Consider the following 16,736-nt stretch of genomic DNA (forward strand, 5'->3'; position numbering starts at 1 on the left):
ATGCTTAAGGTTAAATTAATAGAACATACACCTAACCCAGAAAAAATTATAGCAGCGGCAGCTAAACTTTGTTATAGTCAAGTTGGGGTTGATGAAATACTAGAAGGGTTGAATGAACAAAAAACACAAAAGTTGTTAGATATGTTAATGACTTATGGCCATCATTCGCCAATAGAACATGTGAACTTTACTTTTGCAATTGAGGGTATATCTAGAAGTTTGACACATCAATTAGTGAGACATAGGGTAGCATCATATTCTCAACAGAGTCAGAGATATGTAAAGCTTAAACAATTTGAATATATAATTCCTCCCAATATTGAAAAAGATGAAGAAGCAAAAACAATCTTCATAGCTTCTATGAAGCGCATTCAAGAGGAGTATAATCAGTTAGTAGAGATATTGTGTAGAAATGAATTAGCTAATCTTTTAAAAGAATACTTAAAGGGTGAAAAACTAATAAATCCTGAAGAAATTGAGAAAAAACAATATGCAATTCTTAAGAGTAAAGCTGAGAAAAAGGCTATTGAAGATGCACGATATGTATTTCCAAATGCTTGTGAAACTAAAATGATAGTTACTATGAATGCTAGAGAATTAATTCATTTCTTTAATCAGAGATGTTGCACTAGAGCTCAATGGGAAATACGCCAAATGGCGAAAACAATGATGATGCAAGCGAGAATTGTAGCACCTGTACTTTTTAAATATGCAGGGCCAAGTTGCGTTAGTGGACTATGCCCTGAAGGTGGTATGAGTTGTGGGAAAATGCTGGAAATAAGAAAAGAATATGAAGTTAAATAGATAAAGAGAGAGGTATTTGAAATGAGCGATAATAAAAAATATCAAGGAAATAGAGGTAATGGTGGATTTGGAAGTAGTAGGGAAGAGAAAACTGGAACAGAGTCTAAAAGAATTAGGATGAGCGAAAAGGGTGTAAAAGAAAGCAGAGGCTTTTCAAGTAGTAAATATGATAAAAGTGGAACGACTTCCAGAAGATTTAGAGGTGACGAACAGGGTACAAAAGAAAGTAGAGAAGATAAAGGCAGAGTAGGTAATAAAAGAAATAAACAAAGTGAAGAGAATGCACCAGAAAACAAAAAGTTTACTAGGGAGAGAGCTGAAATAAGTCCTAAGAATAGTAATGTTAATAAAGAGGTTGAGACTAAAATCATGAGAGAGGACTTAGTTGAAGGAAGAAATGCAGTTATAGAAGCGCTAAAATCGGATAGAACCATAGAGTACATTCTTATTGCCAAAGGTGATATGGTAGGCTCTATAAGCGTGGTACTAGCATTAGCTAAAGAAAAAGGAATTGTTACGAAAGAAGTAGATAGAAGAAAACTAGATGAAATGTCACAAACTTCATCACATCAAGGAGTTATTGCTATAGTAACACCTTATAAATATTATCAATTGAATAATATATTTGAATATGCGCAGGAAAGAGGAGAAAAGCCTTTTATAATTATCCTAGATGAAATAGAAGATCCACATAACTTTGGGTCTATCATAAGAACCGCAGAGGTATGTGGAGCCCATGGAATAATTATACCAAAGAGGAAAAATGTAGGAGTTACACCAATAGTGTATAAAACATCAGCTGGTGCAATTGAACATATGAAAATAGTAAAAGTAACTAATATAAATGCAACTATTGAAGAAATAAAGGGACTCGGAGTATGGGTTTATGGTGCGGATATGGATGCCGAAAATTATGTTTTTAATACTGATTTAACTGGTGCGGTAGCTCTTGTTATTGGAAGTGAAGGTAGAGGCATTTCTAAACTTACAAAAGAAAAATGTGATGTTTTAGTAAAAATACCCATGGTAGGAAAAATAACATCTTTAAATGCATCGGTTGCAGGTGGTATAATAATGTATGAAATTATGAAGCAAAAGATTAAATGAGGTAAAAAGTGAAAACAGTTTTTGTTGATGGGTATAATGTTATAAATAGCTGGCCAAATCTTAAAAAGATTAAAGATTTTAGTTACGAATCTTCCCGCTTGCAGCTTATTGACACTCTTCAAAATTACTCAGGATTTAAAGGGCATAAAATATTTATAGTTTTTGATGCACAAATGGTTAAAGGTAGCCTTCAAAAAAAAGAAAGACAAGGAAATTTAGTTGTGATTTTTACAAAAGAGGGCGAAACGGCGGATGATTATATTGAGAGAATGGTCAATAATATAGGACGAAAAGCCGAAGTCTGCGTTGTCACATCAGACTCACTAGAGCAGCAAGTTACCTTTCAAAGAGGGGCCACTCGAATGTCTTCCATTGAATTTTATCACGAAGTAATTAGTACACAAAAAGAGATTGAAATAAATATCGAGAAAAAAAATTTGGGAAAAAGAAATTGGTTAGAAGAGAGAATAGATGAAAAAACATTAAAAAAACTTGAAAAAATACGCAGGAGCCATTGAATTTTCTTGACTATAGAAATTGCGCTAAGGTATAGTCATCTATATGACACATGTTTGGTGTGGAGGGGATATTTGTTGGAAAAAATCATTAGAGCTAGTGTGGATACTTCATGCTTTGAAGAAAGATTGGATGAAGAAGTAGTTATTGAAGCACAAAATAGAAATGTTAGAGCACAAGAATATTTAATTAATAAATACAGGAATTTTATTAAAGCCAAGGCTAAGTCGTATTTTTTGATTGGGGCTGATAAAGAAGATATTTACCAAGAAGGAATGATAGGTCTCTATAAGGCCATTCGAGATTATAAGGCGGATAGATTATCTTCTTTTAGGGCTTTTGCAGAAATTTGTGTTACAAGACAGATAATTACAGCAATAAAAACAGCTACTCGCCAAAAACACATTCCCCTTAATACATATATATCTTTAAATAAACCAATATATGACGAGGAATCAGACAGAACATTATTGGATGTGTTATCAGGTGCTAAAATTACTGACCCCGAAGAGCTAGTTATAAGCCGCGAAGAAGTAATAAGCATTCAAAATGAAATTGGGGAAGTTCTTTCAGAACTAGAGATGGAAGTGTTGATGTCATACTTAGATGGTAAATCTTATCAAGAGATTGCTTGTGATTTAGATAGGCATGCAAAGTCTATTGATAATGCGCTACAAAGAGTAAAAAGAAAATTAGAAAAATGTCTAAGTAAAAGGTGAAAATGCATTGACAAAAAAAACAAACAGTAGTACAGTTAATAACTGGTGTATAGCTTTAAGTTGTACGTCGGCGGGAGTAGCTCAGTGGTAGAGCACCAGCTTCCCAAGCTGGGTGTCGCGGGTTCGATACCCGTTTCCCGCTCCAAAATTAAATGCCCATATAGCTCAGTTGGCAGAGCGTCACCTTGGTAAGGTGGAGGTCACCGGTTCAATTCCGGTTATGGGCTCCATAACTATTAAATCCGTACAATACACTAGGATGAGTTTACTTGCACAAAAGTGTAATTATTTATATAAGGAGGAATACAAAATGGCAAAGGCAAAGTTTGAAAGAAGCAAACCACACGTAAACATTGGAACAATAGGGCACGTAGATCACGGCAAGACAACATTAACAGCTGCAATAACAGCGGTACTCTCAACTAAAGGGTTAGCAGAAGTATCTAGGTTTGACCAAATTGACAAAGCACCTGAGGAAAGAGAAAGAGGAATTACAATAAACACATCACATGTTGAGTATCAAACAGAAAGCAGACATTATGCACATGTTGATTGCCCAGGACATGCGGATTATGTAAAGAACATGATTACAGGCGCAGCACAAATGGATGGAGCGATTCTAGTTGTTAGTGCAGCAGATGGTCCAATGCCTCAAACAAGAGAGCATATACTATTAGCAAGCAGAGTTGGAGTAGGATATATAGTAGTATTCTTAAACAAAGCAGATATGGTAGATGATCCAGAGTTATTAGAACTCGTTGAAATGGAAGTAAGAGAATTATTAAGTGAGTATGACTTCCCAGGTGACGACATTCCAGTAGTAACAGGTTCAGCTTTAAAAGCATTAGAAAACCCAACTGATGCAGAAGCATCAAAATGCATAGATGAATTAATGGAAGCAGTAGATAGCTATATTCCAACACCAACAAGAGCAACAGATAAATCATTTTTAATGCCAGTAGAAGATGTATTCACAATCACAGGTAGAGGAACAGTTGCTACAGGAAGAGTTGAAGCTGGAATACTTAAGGTTGGAGAAGAAGTCGAAATAGTAGGACTCAGCGAAGAGAAAAGAAAAGTTGTATGTACAGGAGTTGAAATGTTTAGAAAACTTCTAGATCAAGCAATGGCTGGAGACAACATCGGAGCATTACTAAGAGGAGTACAAAGAGCAGATATTCAAAGAGGTCAAGTACTTTCTAAACCAGGTTCAATACATCCACATGATAAATTTGTAGGTCAAGTATATGTACTTAAAAAAGAAGAAGGCGGAAGACATACCCCATTCTTCGACGGATATAGACCACAATTTTATTTCAGAACAACTGATGTAACAGGATCAATAAAATTACCAGACGGAATGGAAATGGTAATGCCAGGAGATCACATAGACATGAATGTTGAACTAATCACTCAAGTAGCAATGGATGAGGGATTAAGATTCGCAATCAGAGAAGGTGGAAGAACAGTAGGTTCAGGAGTTGTTACTTCAATAGTTAAATAATATAAGCAAAGAAAACCATGATGAATTAGAAGCAAGAAAATTGTTTAATAAAAAAACACCTTGAACTAATTCATTGACATATGTATTAAATTGTGATAAATTATTTAAGTATAACAAAAATGCTAAAGATGGCTTAGTGCTTAATAAGTATGAGCTTTCTTAAATAGATGTAAAACCGGGAGGTGTAGATTGTGAGAGTAAAAGTAACTTTAGCTTGTACTGATTGCAAACAGAGAAATTACAATACAATGAAAAACAAAAAAAATAACCCAGACAGAATAGAAATGAAGAAATACTGTAAGTTCTGCCACAAACATACACTTCATAAAGAAACAAAATAATACAGCATAAAACACAAAACGGTAGGGATGTGAATAAAATGGCTGTTACTGGGAATGTTAAAGTAAAGGAAAAATCAAACCAAAAAGGTATAGTGAAGTTTTTCAAGGAACTTAAGGCAGAGGCGAAAAGAATAACTTGGCCTTCAAAACAAGATGTTAAAAAGGCAACTTTTGCAGTGACAAGTTTTTGTTTTATTTTTGTGATTATTATAGGTTTGTTGGATTATGGTTTTAAGAACCTCTATAAACTAATCTTTAAATAAGGTAAAGGAAGGAGGTAGGGGGACGGAATACTCCACCCCTTGAACTATGGCAGATAAAGCTAAATGGTATGTTGTACATACATATTCTGGTTATGAAAATAAAGTTAAAGTCAACCTAGAAAAAGCGATCGAAAATAGAAATCTTGAAGAATATGTACACGATATTCAAGTTCCTATGGAAGAAGTAGTTGAAGTAAAGGATGGGAAAAAGAAAATAACTTTAAAAAAAGTGTTTCCAGGTTATGTTATGGTTAAAATGCTTATGACAGATGAATCTTGGTATATAGTTAGAAATACCAGAGGTGTAACTGGGTTCGTAGGACCAGGTTCTAAACCGGTAGCTCTTACTGAAGACGAAGTTAGAACTATGGGTATATCAGAAAAAACTATAGTTGTTGACTACGAAATAGGTGAGAATATTCAGGTGACGTTTGGACCATTAGAAGGATTTGTTGCTTTAATACAAGAAATTCATTTGGAAAAGCAAAAAATCAAAGCACTTATAAATATGTTTGGCAGGGAAACTCCTGTTGAACTAGAATTCAATCAAATACAAAAATTAGACTAGGTACTTAATAAAACGAAAGTTTTAGTAAGTGGGAGGATTTTTAATCCGCTTTACCACAATATAGGAGGTATAAATTCATGGCTAAGAAAATAACAGGGATGATAAAACTTCAACTTCCTGCAGGAAAAGCTACCCCAGCACCACCAGTTGGACCAGCACTTGGACAACACGGAGTTAATATCATGGGATTCTGTAAAGAATTCAACGCAAAAACTTCAGATCAAGCAGGTATGATAATACCAGTAGTGATAACAGTATATCAAGATAGATCTTTTAGTTTCATACTAAAAACTCCGCCAGCAGCAATATTGTTAAAGAAAGCAGTTGGATTAGAAAGCGGTTCTGGTGTTCCAAACAAAACCAAAATTGCTACAGTTTCTAAAGCTAAAGTAAGAGAAATAGCAGAACTCAAGATGCCAGATTTAAATGCAGCATCAATTGAATCTGCTATGAGTATGATAGCGGGAACAGCAAGAAGTATGGGAATAGTTGTAGAAGAATAAATTTAAATTAATTACGTGGGAGGTAAAAACCGTTATTACCACGAAGGAGGATACTGATATGGGAAAAAATTACATAGAAAGCGCTAAGCTTATAGATAAAAATGCTCTATATACACCAACAGAAGCTATGGAACTTGTGGTGAAAACATCTAAAGCTAAGTTCGATGAAACTATAGAACTTGCTATAAGTCTTGGTGTTGATCCAAGACATGCAGACCAACAAGTTAGAGGTGCAGTAGTACTTCCTCATGGAACAGGTAAAACAGTTAAAGTTTTAGTTTTTGCTAAAGGCGATAAAGCTAAAGAAGCAGAACTTGCAGGAGCAGACTTCGTTGGAACTGATGAATTAGTTGAAAAAATACAAAAAGAAAATTGGTTTGGATTTGATATAGTTGTTGCTACTCCAGATATGATGGGTGTTGTTGGTAAATTAGGTAGAGTACTTGGACCTAAGGGATTAATGCCAAATCCAAAGTCAGGAACAGTTACATTTGATGTTTCTAGAGCAATAAATGAAATAAAAGCTGGTAAAGTTGAGTATAGAGTTGATAAAACTTCTATAGTTCATGTACCACTTGGAAAAAAATCTTTTGGTGCTGAGAAATTAGTTGCAAACTTCCATGCTTTAATGGAAGCAGTAGTTAAAGCTAAACCATCAGCAGCTAAAGGACAATACTTAAAATCAGTATCAGTTTCAAGCACTATGGGACCTGGAATAAAAGTTAATCAAGCTAAAGTATTAGACTAGTATTGACGAATAGGTTTAAACATGATACAATGTTAAAAGTGAATAAATGATATTCCGTAGATAGTAGGTGCGAAAGCGTAAAAGACAACATGCCTACCGAGGATTCCTATAAGTATACTTGTGTACGTAAAATGGGTCTCTTCGTGTCTACGGAGAGATTTTAATTTTTTATAAAGCGGTTAAAAACTGTTAGGAGGTGGATACACAGTGTTAAGCAATAATAGACAATTAAAAGAAGCAAAAGTAGCAGAAATAAAAGAAAAATTAGAAAAAGCTCAAGGTGTAGTACTTAGTCAATATCAAGGTCTAAATGTAGAAGAAGATACAGAACTAAGAAAAAAACTTAGAGAAGTTGGGGTAGAATATAAAGTTTATAAAAACACTTTAGTTATTCTAGCGGCTAGGGAATTAGGAATTGAAGGTATAGTAACTCACCTACAAGGATCTATTTCGATGGCATTTGGATATGAAGATGCAACTGTTGCAGCTAGAGTTTTAAATGAATTTGCAAAAACTCATAAAAAATTAGAACTTAAAGCAGGCATAATTCAAGGCAAAATATTCGATGGTGCTGAGGTTAATGCTCTTGCATCAATACCACCAAGAAATGTTCTTATTGCAAAATTACTTGGAAGCTTCAAAGCTCCATTATCAAATCTTGCATACCTATTGAATTCAGTTAAAGAGCAAAAGGAATCAGCTCAATAATATTTCAAATATTAAGCTGAAGTACATAGCAAATTTTAATTGATTCAAATTATGCCTTTTTTAAAAGGTAAGTACAAAACAGTATTTATATGAAAAAAATTCGGAGGTGCATTTATAATGACAAGAGAAGAAATTATTCAAGCTATAAAAGATATGAGTGTTTTAGAATTAAATGAATTAGTAAAAGATTGCGAAACAGAATTTGGAGTGAGTGCTGCTGCACCAGTTGCTGCAGCAGGAGTTGCTACAGCTGCTGTTGAAGATAAAACTGAATTCGATGTAATTTTAACTAGTGCAGGTGCTAGCAAAATTAAAGTTATTAAAGTTGTTAGAGAAATAACTGGATTAGGATTAAAAGAAGCTAAAGATATCGTTGATGGAGCACCTAAGACAATTAAAGAAGCTATAAGCAAAGAAGATGCAGAAGCATTAAAAGCTAAAATAGAAGAAGTTGGCGGCGGAGCAGAAATAAAATAATTTTATCATAAACAGGGTACTTTTAGATAAGAGTGCCCTTTTTTAAAATGTTATGTTGACATAGAGTTATACTTGTAATAACATAGCATAATGCATTAAAAATTAGTAGTTTAGCGTTAAAAAAATGAAATTACTGGTTAATGTGAATTAAATTAACAAAAAAGGTTATAATAACATAATAAATATGTGAATCCAAAAGCATAAGGTCCTAGGGGAAAGTGTGTTTTTGGTTATTTTAGTTTATACAAGGGGTGAAAGCTGATGGTACATCCTGTCCAATTAGGTAAAAGAACAAGAATGAGTTTTTCAAAAATAAGCGAAGTAACTGATATGCCAAATTTAATTGAGATACAGTTAGACTCTTATGATTGGTTTTTAAAAGAAGGACTTCAAGAGGTTTTTGACGATATAAATCCTATTCAAGATTATACTGGAAATCTTGTTCTAGAGTTTGTAGGATACAAACTTGATACAGATAACATTAAGTATACTGAAGAACAATGTAAGGAAAGAGATACAACTTACGCAGCACCATTAAAAGTTAAGGTTAGATTGCGTAATAATGAAACAGGTGAAATTAAGGAACAAGAAGTCTTTATGGGAGACTTCCCACTTATGACACCACAAGGAACATTTGTTATAAATGGGGCAGAAAGAGTTATAGTAAGTCAATTGGTTAGATCACCAGGGGTTTATTACAATTATTCTGTTGATAAAACTGGAAAAAAACTTTACTCTGCAACAGTTATTCCAAACAGAGGAGCATGGCTCGAGTATGAAACAGATTCTAATGAAATTGTATATATTAGAATTGACAAGACAAGAAAACTGCCTATAAGTATTTTAGCCAGAGCTATGATGGACAATGGTAGTGATTTAGACTTACATCAATTATTAGGTGAAGAAGAAAGACTAAAAGCTACAATAGAAAAAGATAATACTAAAACAAGAGAAGAAGCTTTGATAGAAATATATAAGAGATTAAGACCAGGCGAACCACCTACAGTGGATAGTGCGGTATCTCTTATTGATTCACTATTCTTTGATGCTAAGAGATATGATTTATCAAGAGTTGGTAGATATAAGTTTAATAAGAAGTTATCAATTAATCACAGAATTGCAAACAAAATTGCTGCTGAGAATATTGTTAACCCTACAACTGGTGAAGTTATAGTTGAAAAAGATCAAAAGATAGACAGAGAAATTGCTTTAGAAATTCAAAACTTAGGAATTAATGTAGTAGATCTTCAAGTAGAGGATAAGGTGTTAAGAGTTATAGGAAATCACTTTGTTAACATTAATAAAGTAGTTAACTTTGATATTTCTGATCTTAATATTAGGGAAATGGTTCACTATCCTACATTAAAAGAAATATTGGATAATTTTAGTGATGAAGAATCAATTAAAGAACAAATAAAAGCTAATAAAAGTAGATTAATACCTAAACATATAATTAAAGATGATATGTATGCTACAGTGAGCTACGAGTTAGGACTAACTTACGATATCGGTTATATTGATGATATTGATCATTTAGGGAACAGAAGGATTAGATCTGTAGGTGAACTTTTACAGAATCAATTTAGAATAGGTTTGTCTAGAATGGAAAGAGTTGTCAAAGAAAGAATGACAATCCAAGACCAAGAAGGAATAACGCCTCAGGCGCTTATAAACATAAGGCCTGTAGCCGCAGCTATAAAAGAATTCTTTGGAAGTTCACAGCTTTCTCAATTTATGGACCAAACAAATCCATTATCAGAACTTACAAATAAAAGAAGATTATCTGCACTAGGACCAGGCGGTCTCTCCAGGGAGAGAGCTGGGTTTGAGGTTAGAGATGTTCATTACTCACATTATGGCAGAATGTGCCCTATAGAAACGCCAGAAGGCCCTAATATAGGACTTATTAATTCACTTGCGAGTTACGCTAAAGTTAATGAATATGGGTTTATTGAAACACCGTATAGGATTGTAGATAAGAAAACATCAGCAGTTACAAATAAAATTGTGTATATGACTGCGGATGAAGAAGATGCATATCTAGTAGCACAGGCAAGTGAGCCAATTAGCGAAGATGGTACTTTTGTAGATGAAAAAGTAACTGTAAGAGCTAAGGAAGAAGTAATGGTTGTTCCAAAAGAAGAAGTAGATCTTATGGACATATCGCCAAGACAGATAGTTTCTGTTGCTACGGCAATGATTCCGTTTCTTGAAAATGATGACGCCAGTCGTGCACTTATGGGTTCTAACATGCAGCGTCAAGCAGTACCGCTACTCAAGTCACAATCGCCAATTGTAGCCACTGGAATAGAATATAGAGCTGCAGTAGATTCTGGTGTTCTTCCGAAAGCTAGAAATGCCGGCACAGTTGAGTATGTAAGTGCTAACGAAATTAAGGTAAGAAGAGATTCAGATAGTGGATTAGATGTTTATAAAATTTTAAAATTTAAAAGATCTAATCAGGGTACGTGTATAAATCAAAAACCTATAGTTAATAAAGGCGAAAAAGTTGAAGTAAATACTGTTTTAGCAGATGGACCTTCAACTGACCTTGGAGAAATAGCATTAGGTAAGAACATCCGTATTGGATTTGTAACTTGGGAAGGTTATAACTATGAGGATGCAATGTTAATATCTGAAGAACTTGTTCGTGATGATATATTTACATCGGTGCACATTGAAGAATATGAATCGGATGCAAGAGATACAAAGCTTGGACCAGAAGAAATAACTAGAGATATTCCTAATGTTGGAGAAGATGCACTTAAGGATATAGATGAGGGCGGAATAATAAGAATAGGTGCTGAGATAAGATCTGGAGATATTCTAGTTGGAAAAGTAACTCCAAAGGGAGAAACAGAACTTACCGCAGAGGAAAGATTATTAAGAGCAATATTTGGTGAAAAGGCAAGAGAAGTAAGAGATACATCACTTAGAGTGCCACATGGCGAAGCTGGAATAATAGTTGACGTTAAAGTGTTCACTAGAGAAAATGGAGATGAACTTCCACCAGGTGTAAATGAACTAGTTAGATGTTATATAGCTCAAAAGAGAAAGATATCTGTAGGCGATAAGATGGCAGGAAGACATGGTAATAAAGGGGTTATATCTAGAGTATTACCAGTAGAAGATATGCCGTTTTTACCTGATGGAAGGGCACTTCAAATATGCTTAAATCCACTAGGTGTTCCTTCTCGTATGAACATAGGTCAGGTATTAGAAGTCCACTTAGGATGGGCAGCTAGTGAATTAGGTTGGCATATTGCAACACCAGTATTTGATGGTGCGCTTGAAGAAGAAATTGAAGCATGCTTGGAAAAAGCAGGATATAATACAGATGGAAAAACTGATTTATATGATGGAAGAACAGGAGAAGCATTTGACAACAGAGTTACTGTTGGCTATATGTACATCTTAAAGTTACATCATTTAGTAGATGACAAAATACATGCTAGATCTACAGGACCATATTCTCTCGTAACTCAGCAACCATTAGGTGGTAAAGCACAGTTTGGTGGCCAAAGATTTGGAGAAATGGAAGTTTGGGCATTAGAAGCTTATGGTTCAGCTCATACATTACAAGAGATTTTAACAGTTAAATCCGATGACGTAGTAGGTAGAGTTAAAACATATGAAGCAATAGTAAAAGGCGAGAATATTCCAGAACCTGGTGTGCCTGAATCCTTTAAAGTTCTTATAAAAGAATTACAAGCGTTGTGTTTAAATGTTAAAGTTCTTACTGATGAATTAGAAGAAATTAAACTGAAGGAATCAGTTGATGATGAAATGGAAGAATTAAATTTAAATGTTAACATAGAAGGATCAGAAGATATAATTCCTGAAGCACCAACGGAAGAGTACATTGAGCTTATCGATGAAGATGAAGAACTAGACATTGATATAAATTACGATGAAATACCGGCAGAAGAATTTGGTGAAGACTTAGAATTAAATGATTTTAATGATGAACATTAATATGAAGGGAGGATGAACCCTTGTTTGAATTTAATAATTTTGATGCTATTCAAATAGGATTAGCATCACCGGAACAGATCAGAGAATGGTCAAAAGGTGAAGTGAAAAAACCAGAGACTATAAACTATAGAACTTTAAAACCTGAAAGAGATGGGTTATTTTGTGAAAGAATATTTGGACCAATTAAAGATTGGGAATGTCACTGTGGAAAATACAAGAGAGTAAGATATAAGGGAATAGTTTGTGATAGATGTGGTGTTGAAGTTACAAAATCTAAAGTAAGACGTGAAAGAATGGGGCATATCGAACTTGCTGCCCCAGTATCTCACATTTGGTATTTTAAAGGAATACCGTCTCGTATGGGACTTATTTTGGATATGTCACCTAGATCTCTAGAAAAGATTCTTTATTTTGCTTCTTATGTAGTATTGGATCCAAAAGAAACATCATTACTTAAAAAACAAATCCTTAGTGAAAAAGAATACAGAGAAGCTATTGATAAATTTGGAAATGATAGTTTTGTAGCGGGTATGGGTGCAGAATCTGTGAAAGTACTTTTACAAGATATAAACTTAGAAGAATTATCTAAGGAATTAAAAGAAGACCTAAAAACAAGTACAGGACAAAAAAGAATCAGAAGTATAAGAAGACTAGATGTGGCAGAATCATTTAGAAAATCTAAAAACAAACCTGAATGGATCATAATCGATGTAATCCCAGTTATACCTCCTGATTTAAGACCGATGGTACAATTAGACGGAGGAAGATTTGCTACATCTGATTTAAATGATCTGTATAGGAGAGTAATAAACCGTAACAATAGACTAAAAAAACTTCTAGATTTGGGTGCTCCAGATATAATTGTTAGAAATGAAAAAAGAATGCTTCAAGAAGCTGTAGATGCATTAATTGATAATGGAAGAAGAGGAAGGCCAGTTACGGGACCAGGGAATAGACCTTTAAAATCTCTATCTGACATGTTAAAAGGAAAGCAAGGAAGATTCAGACAAAACTTACTTGGAAAACGTGTTGATTACTCAGGCCGTTCAGTTATAGTTGTTGGACCAGAGTTACAAATGTATCAATGTGGTCTTCCGAAAGAAATGGCTTTAGAATTATTTAAGCCTTTTGTTATGAAAAAGCTAGTTGGAAGTGGAGTAGCACATAATATTAAGAGTGCTAAGAGAATGGTAGAGAGAGTTATGCCTCAAGTATGGGATGTACTTGAAGAAGTAATATCTGATCATCCAGTACTATTAAATCGTGCACCTACACTTCATAGACTAGGAATTCAAGCTTTCCAACCTATACTTGTAGAAGGTAGGGCTATTAAATTACATCCGCTTGTATGTACGGCTTATAATGCTGACTTTGATGGAGATCAAATGGCGGTACATGTACCTCTATCTGTTGAAGCTCAAGCTGAAGCAAGGTTCTTAATGCTTGCTGCACATAACATTATGAAACCATCAGATGGTAAACCAGTTTGTGTACCTACTCAAGATATGGTTTTAGGCGCTTACTATTTAACTATTGATAAAGATGGTGCTAAAGGAGAGGGAAGATCATTCTCATCGCCAGATGAAGTAATAATGGCTTATCAAGTAAAGGATATTGATATTCATGCTAAAATTAAAGTTAAGTTATTTGGCACCGTCGATGGTGTAAGTATAACTTCAATCATAGAAACTACACCTGGGAAATTAATTTTCAATGAAACTATACCTCAGGATTTAGGGTTTATTGATAGAAGCATTCCTGGCAATGAATTGAAATTTGAGATAGATTTCTTGGTAAGTAAAAAGAATCTTGGTAGTATTATTGATAAATGCTACTTAAAATATGGTCCTTCAGAAACTTCTAAGATGCTAGATAAAATAAAGGCTAAGGGATACCATTACTCAACAATTGGAGCGATTACGGTTGCTACATCTGACATGGTGGTTCCAGAGGCTAAAAAAGCATTGTTAAAAGATGCAGATGAAACTGTTGAAAAAATTGAGAAGATGTATCGAAGAGGATTTATATCCGAGGAAGAAAGATACCAAAGAGTAATAGAAAAATGGACTAAAACTACAGAAGATGTGGCAAATGCACTAATGGATAGTTTGGATAAATTCAATCCGATATTCATGATGGCAGATTCAGGTGCCAGAGGGTCTAAGAGTCAGATTAAGCAATTAGCAGGTATGAGAGGTCTTATGGCTAATCCATCTGGTAAGATAATTGAGTTGCCTATTAGAGCATCCTTTAGAGATGGACTAAGTGTATTAGAGTACTTTATTTCAACACATGGAGCTAGAAAGGGTAACGCAGATACAGCACTTAAAACAGCTGACTCAGGTTATTTAACAAGAAGGCTTGTTGATGTATGCCAGGATGTTATCGTAAGACACGAAGATTGTGGAACAAATGAAGGTTTTGAAGTTTCAGAAATTTGTGATGGAAGTGAAGTAATTGAACAGTTAGTTGAAAGATTGACTGGAAGATATTCTGCTGAAGATATTATTCATCCCAAAACAGGAAAAGTAATAGTTCCTAAGAATGAGTATATGGATATTAAGTTAGCAGAAGAAGTTCAAAAGTCTGGTGTAAAGAAAGTTATGATTAGATCGGTATTTACATGTAATGCTAAAATTGGAGTTTGTGCTAAATGTTATGGAATGAATATGGCAACGTCTCAAAAGATTAACATTGGCGAAGCCGTAGGTATAATTGCAGCTCAATCTATAGGAGAACCGGGAACACAGCTTACAATGAGAACATTCCATACAGGTGGAGTAGCGGGATCAGATATAACTCAAGGTCTTCCAAGAGTTGAGGAATTATTTGAAGCTAGAAAACCAAAGGGACTCGCAATAGTAAGTGATGTATGCGGTAGCGTTAAAATGGAAGATACTAAGAAAAAGAGGGTTGTCATTGTAATTGGTGATGCAGGAGAAGAATTAAGTTATGATATACCTTTTGGATCAAGATTAAAAGTTTCAAATGGGGATAGAATTGAGGCCGGAGATGAGATAATTGAAGGTTCAGTTAATCCGCATGATATTTTAAGAATAAAAGGCGTTAACGGAGTTAAAAATTATTTATCATCAGAGGTACAAAAAGTTTATAGACTTCAAGGTGTTGATATAAATGATAAACATTTAGAAGTTGTTGTGAGACAGATGACAAGAAAAGTAAAAGTTGAGGAATCTGGAGATACTGAACTACTTCCAGGAAATTTAGTAGATATATTTGCTTTTGAAGATGCTAATGCAAAAATCGAAGCTGTAGGTGGCGTACCTGCTCAGGGGAAAATTTCTCTATTAGGTATAACTAAAGCGGCACTTGCAACGGAATCATTCTTGTCAGCAGCATCATTCCAGGAGACAACAAGAGTACTTACTGATGCGGCTATTAAGGGTAAAATTGATCCATTGCTTGGATTAAAAGAAAATGTAATAATTGGTAAATTGATACCTGCGGGTACTGGCATGACGAGATATAGAACGATAAAAATCAATACTGAAGATGATGAAAATGTAGAAATTGAAAATGATTTGGAAGTATAGGGTGTAACTAGTTGACAGGGTGATAGTAAAATGATAAAATACACCTTGTGTGTGATTTAAATCGAGTAGATGCATCTTAATTAGGTAAATCTTTTGATTATAATTGTGAAGGGGGTTAGAAATGGTAGGTAAAATTGTAGGTCAGAAAGTCGTTGGAGTTAAACAAACCCTAAAAGCGTTAAAGAATAGTCAGGGTAAAGTTTTGTATATAGCCAAAGATGCTGATAGTAGTATTACTGATCCTATTCTAAAACTAGCCAAGGTTAATTCCCTACAAATAATATTTGTAGACACAATGAAAGAATTAGGAAGTCTTTGTGATATAGATGTTGCATCAGCAACAGCATTGCGTTTCGAAGATTAAATTAATGCTAGCAACTAAATAATATAGATATATCCATGCGGTAACATAGCCATTTAGTTATGTTACGCTGCATTGATATAAATGAAGATCAGCTTATAAAAATGAGGGGGTGAAATCATGCCAACTATCAATCAATTAGTAAGAAAAGGCAGAAAGACATTAGCAACAAAGTCAGCTGCACCAGCATTGAAAAACTGTCCACAAAAAAGAGGAGTTTGTACAGTAGTTAAAACAACAACTCCTAAAAAGCCAAACTCAGCATTAAGAAAAGTAGCAAGAGTTAGACTTACAAACGGATACGAAGTTACTGCTTATATACCAGGTGTAGGCCACAATTTACAAGAACATAGTGTTGTACTTATAAGAGGTGGAAAAGTTAAGGATTTACCAGGAGTTAGATACCACATCATCAGAGGGTCATTAGACTCTGCTGGAGTTGCGGGCAGACTACAAAGTAGATCTAAATACGGTACTAAGAGACCAAAGCAAAAAAAATAATGCTTTGAATTAAGGTGCAATGTCTTCAGCATTTATATATATGAAAGTTTATATTTACATACATTTGCAGGAGTACAGAGTACTTTG

General features: G+C 34.4%; 16 protein-coding genes, 2 tRNA genes and 1 other annotated feature. All 18 genes read left to right on the forward strand.

Going from position 1 to position 16,736, the window contains the following annotated elements; translation table 11 throughout:
• The 18 genes from thyX to rpsL all read left to right on the forward strand — a co-directional run bounded on the left by thyX (position 1) and on the right by rpsL (position 16,649).
• Positions 1–804: an FAD-dependent thymidylate synthase gene (gene thyX, locus ACWJJ7_RS13270; protein WP_462962510.1), complete on the forward strand. Its 804-nt coding sequence runs from the start codon at positions 1–3 to the stop codon at positions 802–804.
• A gap of 369 nt (positions 805–1,173) precedes the next feature.
• Entirely contained in the window at positions 1,174–1,911 is a 738-nt protein-coding gene (gene rlmB / locus ACWJJ7_RS13275; RefSeq protein WP_462964993.1) for a 23S rRNA (guanosine(2251)-2'-O)-methyltransferase RlmB, read from the forward strand.
• A gap of 8 nt (positions 1,912–1,919) precedes the next feature.
• Entirely contained in the window at positions 1,920–2,429 is a 510-nt protein-coding gene (locus ACWJJ7_RS13280; protein ID WP_462962511.1) for an NYN domain-containing protein, read from the forward strand.
• 75 nt (positions 2,430–2,504) lie between these two features.
• Positions 2,505–3,146 (forward strand): RNA polymerase sporulation sigma factor SigH, encoded by a 642-nt coding sequence (gene sigH / locus ACWJJ7_RS13285; RefSeq protein WP_462962512.1) that lies wholly within the window; start codon positions 2,505–2,507, stop codon positions 3,144–3,146.
• Between the two features lie 70 nt (positions 3,147–3,216).
• Positions 3,217–3,291, forward strand: a tRNA-Gly gene (locus tag ACWJJ7_RS13290).
• Between the two features lie 9 nt (positions 3,292–3,300).
• A tRNA-Thr gene (locus tag ACWJJ7_RS13295) sits at positions 3,301–3,376 on the forward strand.
• 80 nt (positions 3,377–3,456) lie between these two features.
• On the forward strand, positions 3,457–4,650 hold the full coding sequence (gene tuf / locus ACWJJ7_RS13300; RefSeq protein ID WP_462962513.1) for an elongation factor Tu: 1,194 nt from the start codon (positions 3,457–3,459) through the stop codon (positions 4,648–4,650).
• A gap of 191 nt (positions 4,651–4,841) precedes the next feature.
• A complete protein-coding gene (rpmG, locus tag ACWJJ7_RS13305; protein WP_125002828.1) occupies positions 4,842–4,991 on the forward strand; it encodes a 50S ribosomal protein L33 in 150 nt (49 codons plus the stop codon).
• A 38-nt stretch (positions 4,992–5,029) separates the two neighbouring features.
• Positions 5,030–5,254 carry a preprotein translocase subunit SecE gene (gene secE, locus ACWJJ7_RS13310; RefSeq protein WP_462964994.1) on the forward strand — a complete coding sequence of 75 codons (225 nt, stop codon included), beginning with the start codon at positions 5,030–5,032 and terminating at the stop codon, positions 5,252–5,254.
• A gap of 46 nt (positions 5,255–5,300) precedes the next feature.
• Positions 5,301–5,822 (forward strand): transcription termination/antitermination protein NusG, encoded by a 522-nt coding sequence (gene nusG / locus ACWJJ7_RS13315; protein ID WP_462962514.1) that lies wholly within the window; start codon positions 5,301–5,303, stop codon positions 5,820–5,822.
• Between the two features lie 77 nt (positions 5,823–5,899).
• Positions 5,900–6,325, forward strand: a complete 426-nt coding sequence (gene rplK / locus ACWJJ7_RS13320; RefSeq protein ID WP_071614644.1) for a 50S ribosomal protein L11 — start codon at positions 5,900–5,902, stop codon at positions 6,323–6,325.
• Between the two features lie 58 nt (positions 6,326–6,383).
• Complete coding sequence (rplA, locus tag ACWJJ7_RS13325) at positions 6,384–7,073, forward strand: 50S ribosomal protein L1 (RefSeq protein WP_462962515.1); 690 nt, start codon at positions 6,384–6,386, stop codon at positions 7,071–7,073.
• A 36-nt stretch (positions 7,074–7,109) separates the two neighbouring features.
• Positions 7,110–7,246, forward strand: a sequence feature (ribosomal protein L10 leader region).
• 34 nt (positions 7,247–7,280) lie between these two features.
• Positions 7,281–7,781: a 50S ribosomal protein L10 gene (rplJ, locus tag ACWJJ7_RS13330; protein ID WP_462962516.1), complete on the forward strand. Its 501-nt coding sequence runs from the start codon at positions 7,281–7,283 to the stop codon at positions 7,779–7,781.
• 117 nt (positions 7,782–7,898) lie between these two features.
• Positions 7,899–8,258 (forward strand): 50S ribosomal protein L7/L12, encoded by a 360-nt coding sequence (gene rplL, locus ACWJJ7_RS13335; RefSeq protein WP_462962517.1) that lies wholly within the window; start codon positions 7,899–7,901, stop codon positions 8,256–8,258.
• Between the two features lie 261 nt (positions 8,259–8,519).
• A complete protein-coding gene (rpoB, locus tag ACWJJ7_RS13340; RefSeq protein WP_462962518.1) occupies positions 8,520–12,233 on the forward strand; it encodes a DNA-directed RNA polymerase subunit beta in 3,714 nt (1,237 codons plus the stop codon).
• Positions 12,234–12,253: 20 nt separating this feature from the next.
• Positions 12,254–15,787, forward strand: a complete 3,534-nt coding sequence (rpoC, locus tag ACWJJ7_RS13345; protein ID WP_462962519.1) for a DNA-directed RNA polymerase subunit beta' — start codon at positions 12,254–12,256, stop codon at positions 15,785–15,787.
• A 121-nt stretch (positions 15,788–15,908) separates the two neighbouring features.
• Entirely contained in the window at positions 15,909–16,151 is a 243-nt protein-coding gene (locus ACWJJ7_RS13350; RefSeq protein WP_462962520.1) for a ribosomal L7Ae/L30e/S12e/Gadd45 family protein, read from the forward strand.
• A gap of 117 nt (positions 16,152–16,268) precedes the next feature.
• The gene (rpsL, locus tag ACWJJ7_RS13355) at positions 16,269–16,649 is read left to right on the forward strand and encodes a 30S ribosomal protein S12 (RefSeq protein ID WP_462962521.1); all 381 of its coding nucleotides are present in this window, start codon (positions 16,269–16,271) and stop codon (positions 16,647–16,649) included.
• Positions 16,650–16,736: the final 87 nt, after the last annotated feature.

Source organism: Clostridium sp. CM042, from assembly GCF_055080995.1.

Excerpts from the sequence above, each read along its gene's own strand:
- thyX (WP_462962510.1), top strand. The coding sequence starts at position 1 with ATGCTTAAGGTTAAATTAATAGAACATACACCTAACCCAGAAAAAATT.
- rlmB (WP_462964993.1), top strand. The coding sequence starts at position 1,174 with ATGAGAGAGGACTTAGTTGAAGGAAGAAATGCAGTTATAGAAGCGCTA.
- tuf (WP_462962513.1), top strand. The coding sequence starts at position 3,457 with ATGGCAAAGGCAAAGTTTGAAAGAAGCAAACCACACGTAAACATTGGA.
- secE (WP_462964994.1), top strand. The coding sequence starts at position 5,030 with ATGGCTGTTACTGGGAATGTTAAAGTAAAGGAAAAATCAAACCAAAAA.
- nusG (WP_462962514.1), top strand. The coding sequence starts at position 5,301 with ATGGCAGATAAAGCTAAATGGTATGTTGTACATACATATTCTGGTTAT.
- rplK (WP_071614644.1), top strand. The coding sequence starts at position 5,900 with ATGGCTAAGAAAATAACAGGGATGATAAAACTTCAACTTCCTGCAGGA.
- rplA (WP_462962515.1), top strand. The coding sequence starts at position 6,384 with ATGGGAAAAAATTACATAGAAAGCGCTAAGCTTATAGATAAAAATGCT.
- rplL (WP_462962517.1), top strand. The coding sequence starts at position 7,899 with ATGACAAGAGAAGAAATTATTCAAGCTATAAAAGATATGAGTGTTTTA.
- rpoB (WP_462962518.1), top strand. The coding sequence starts at position 8,520 with ATGGTACATCCTGTCCAATTAGGTAAAAGAACAAGAATGAGTTTTTCA.
- ACWJJ7_RS13350 (WP_462962520.1), top strand. The coding sequence starts at position 15,909 with ATGGTAGGTAAAATTGTAGGTCAGAAAGTCGTTGGAGTTAAACAAACC.
- rpsL (WP_462962521.1), top strand. The coding sequence starts at position 16,269 with ATGCCAACTATCAATCAATTAGTAAGAAAAGGCAGAAAGACATTAGCA.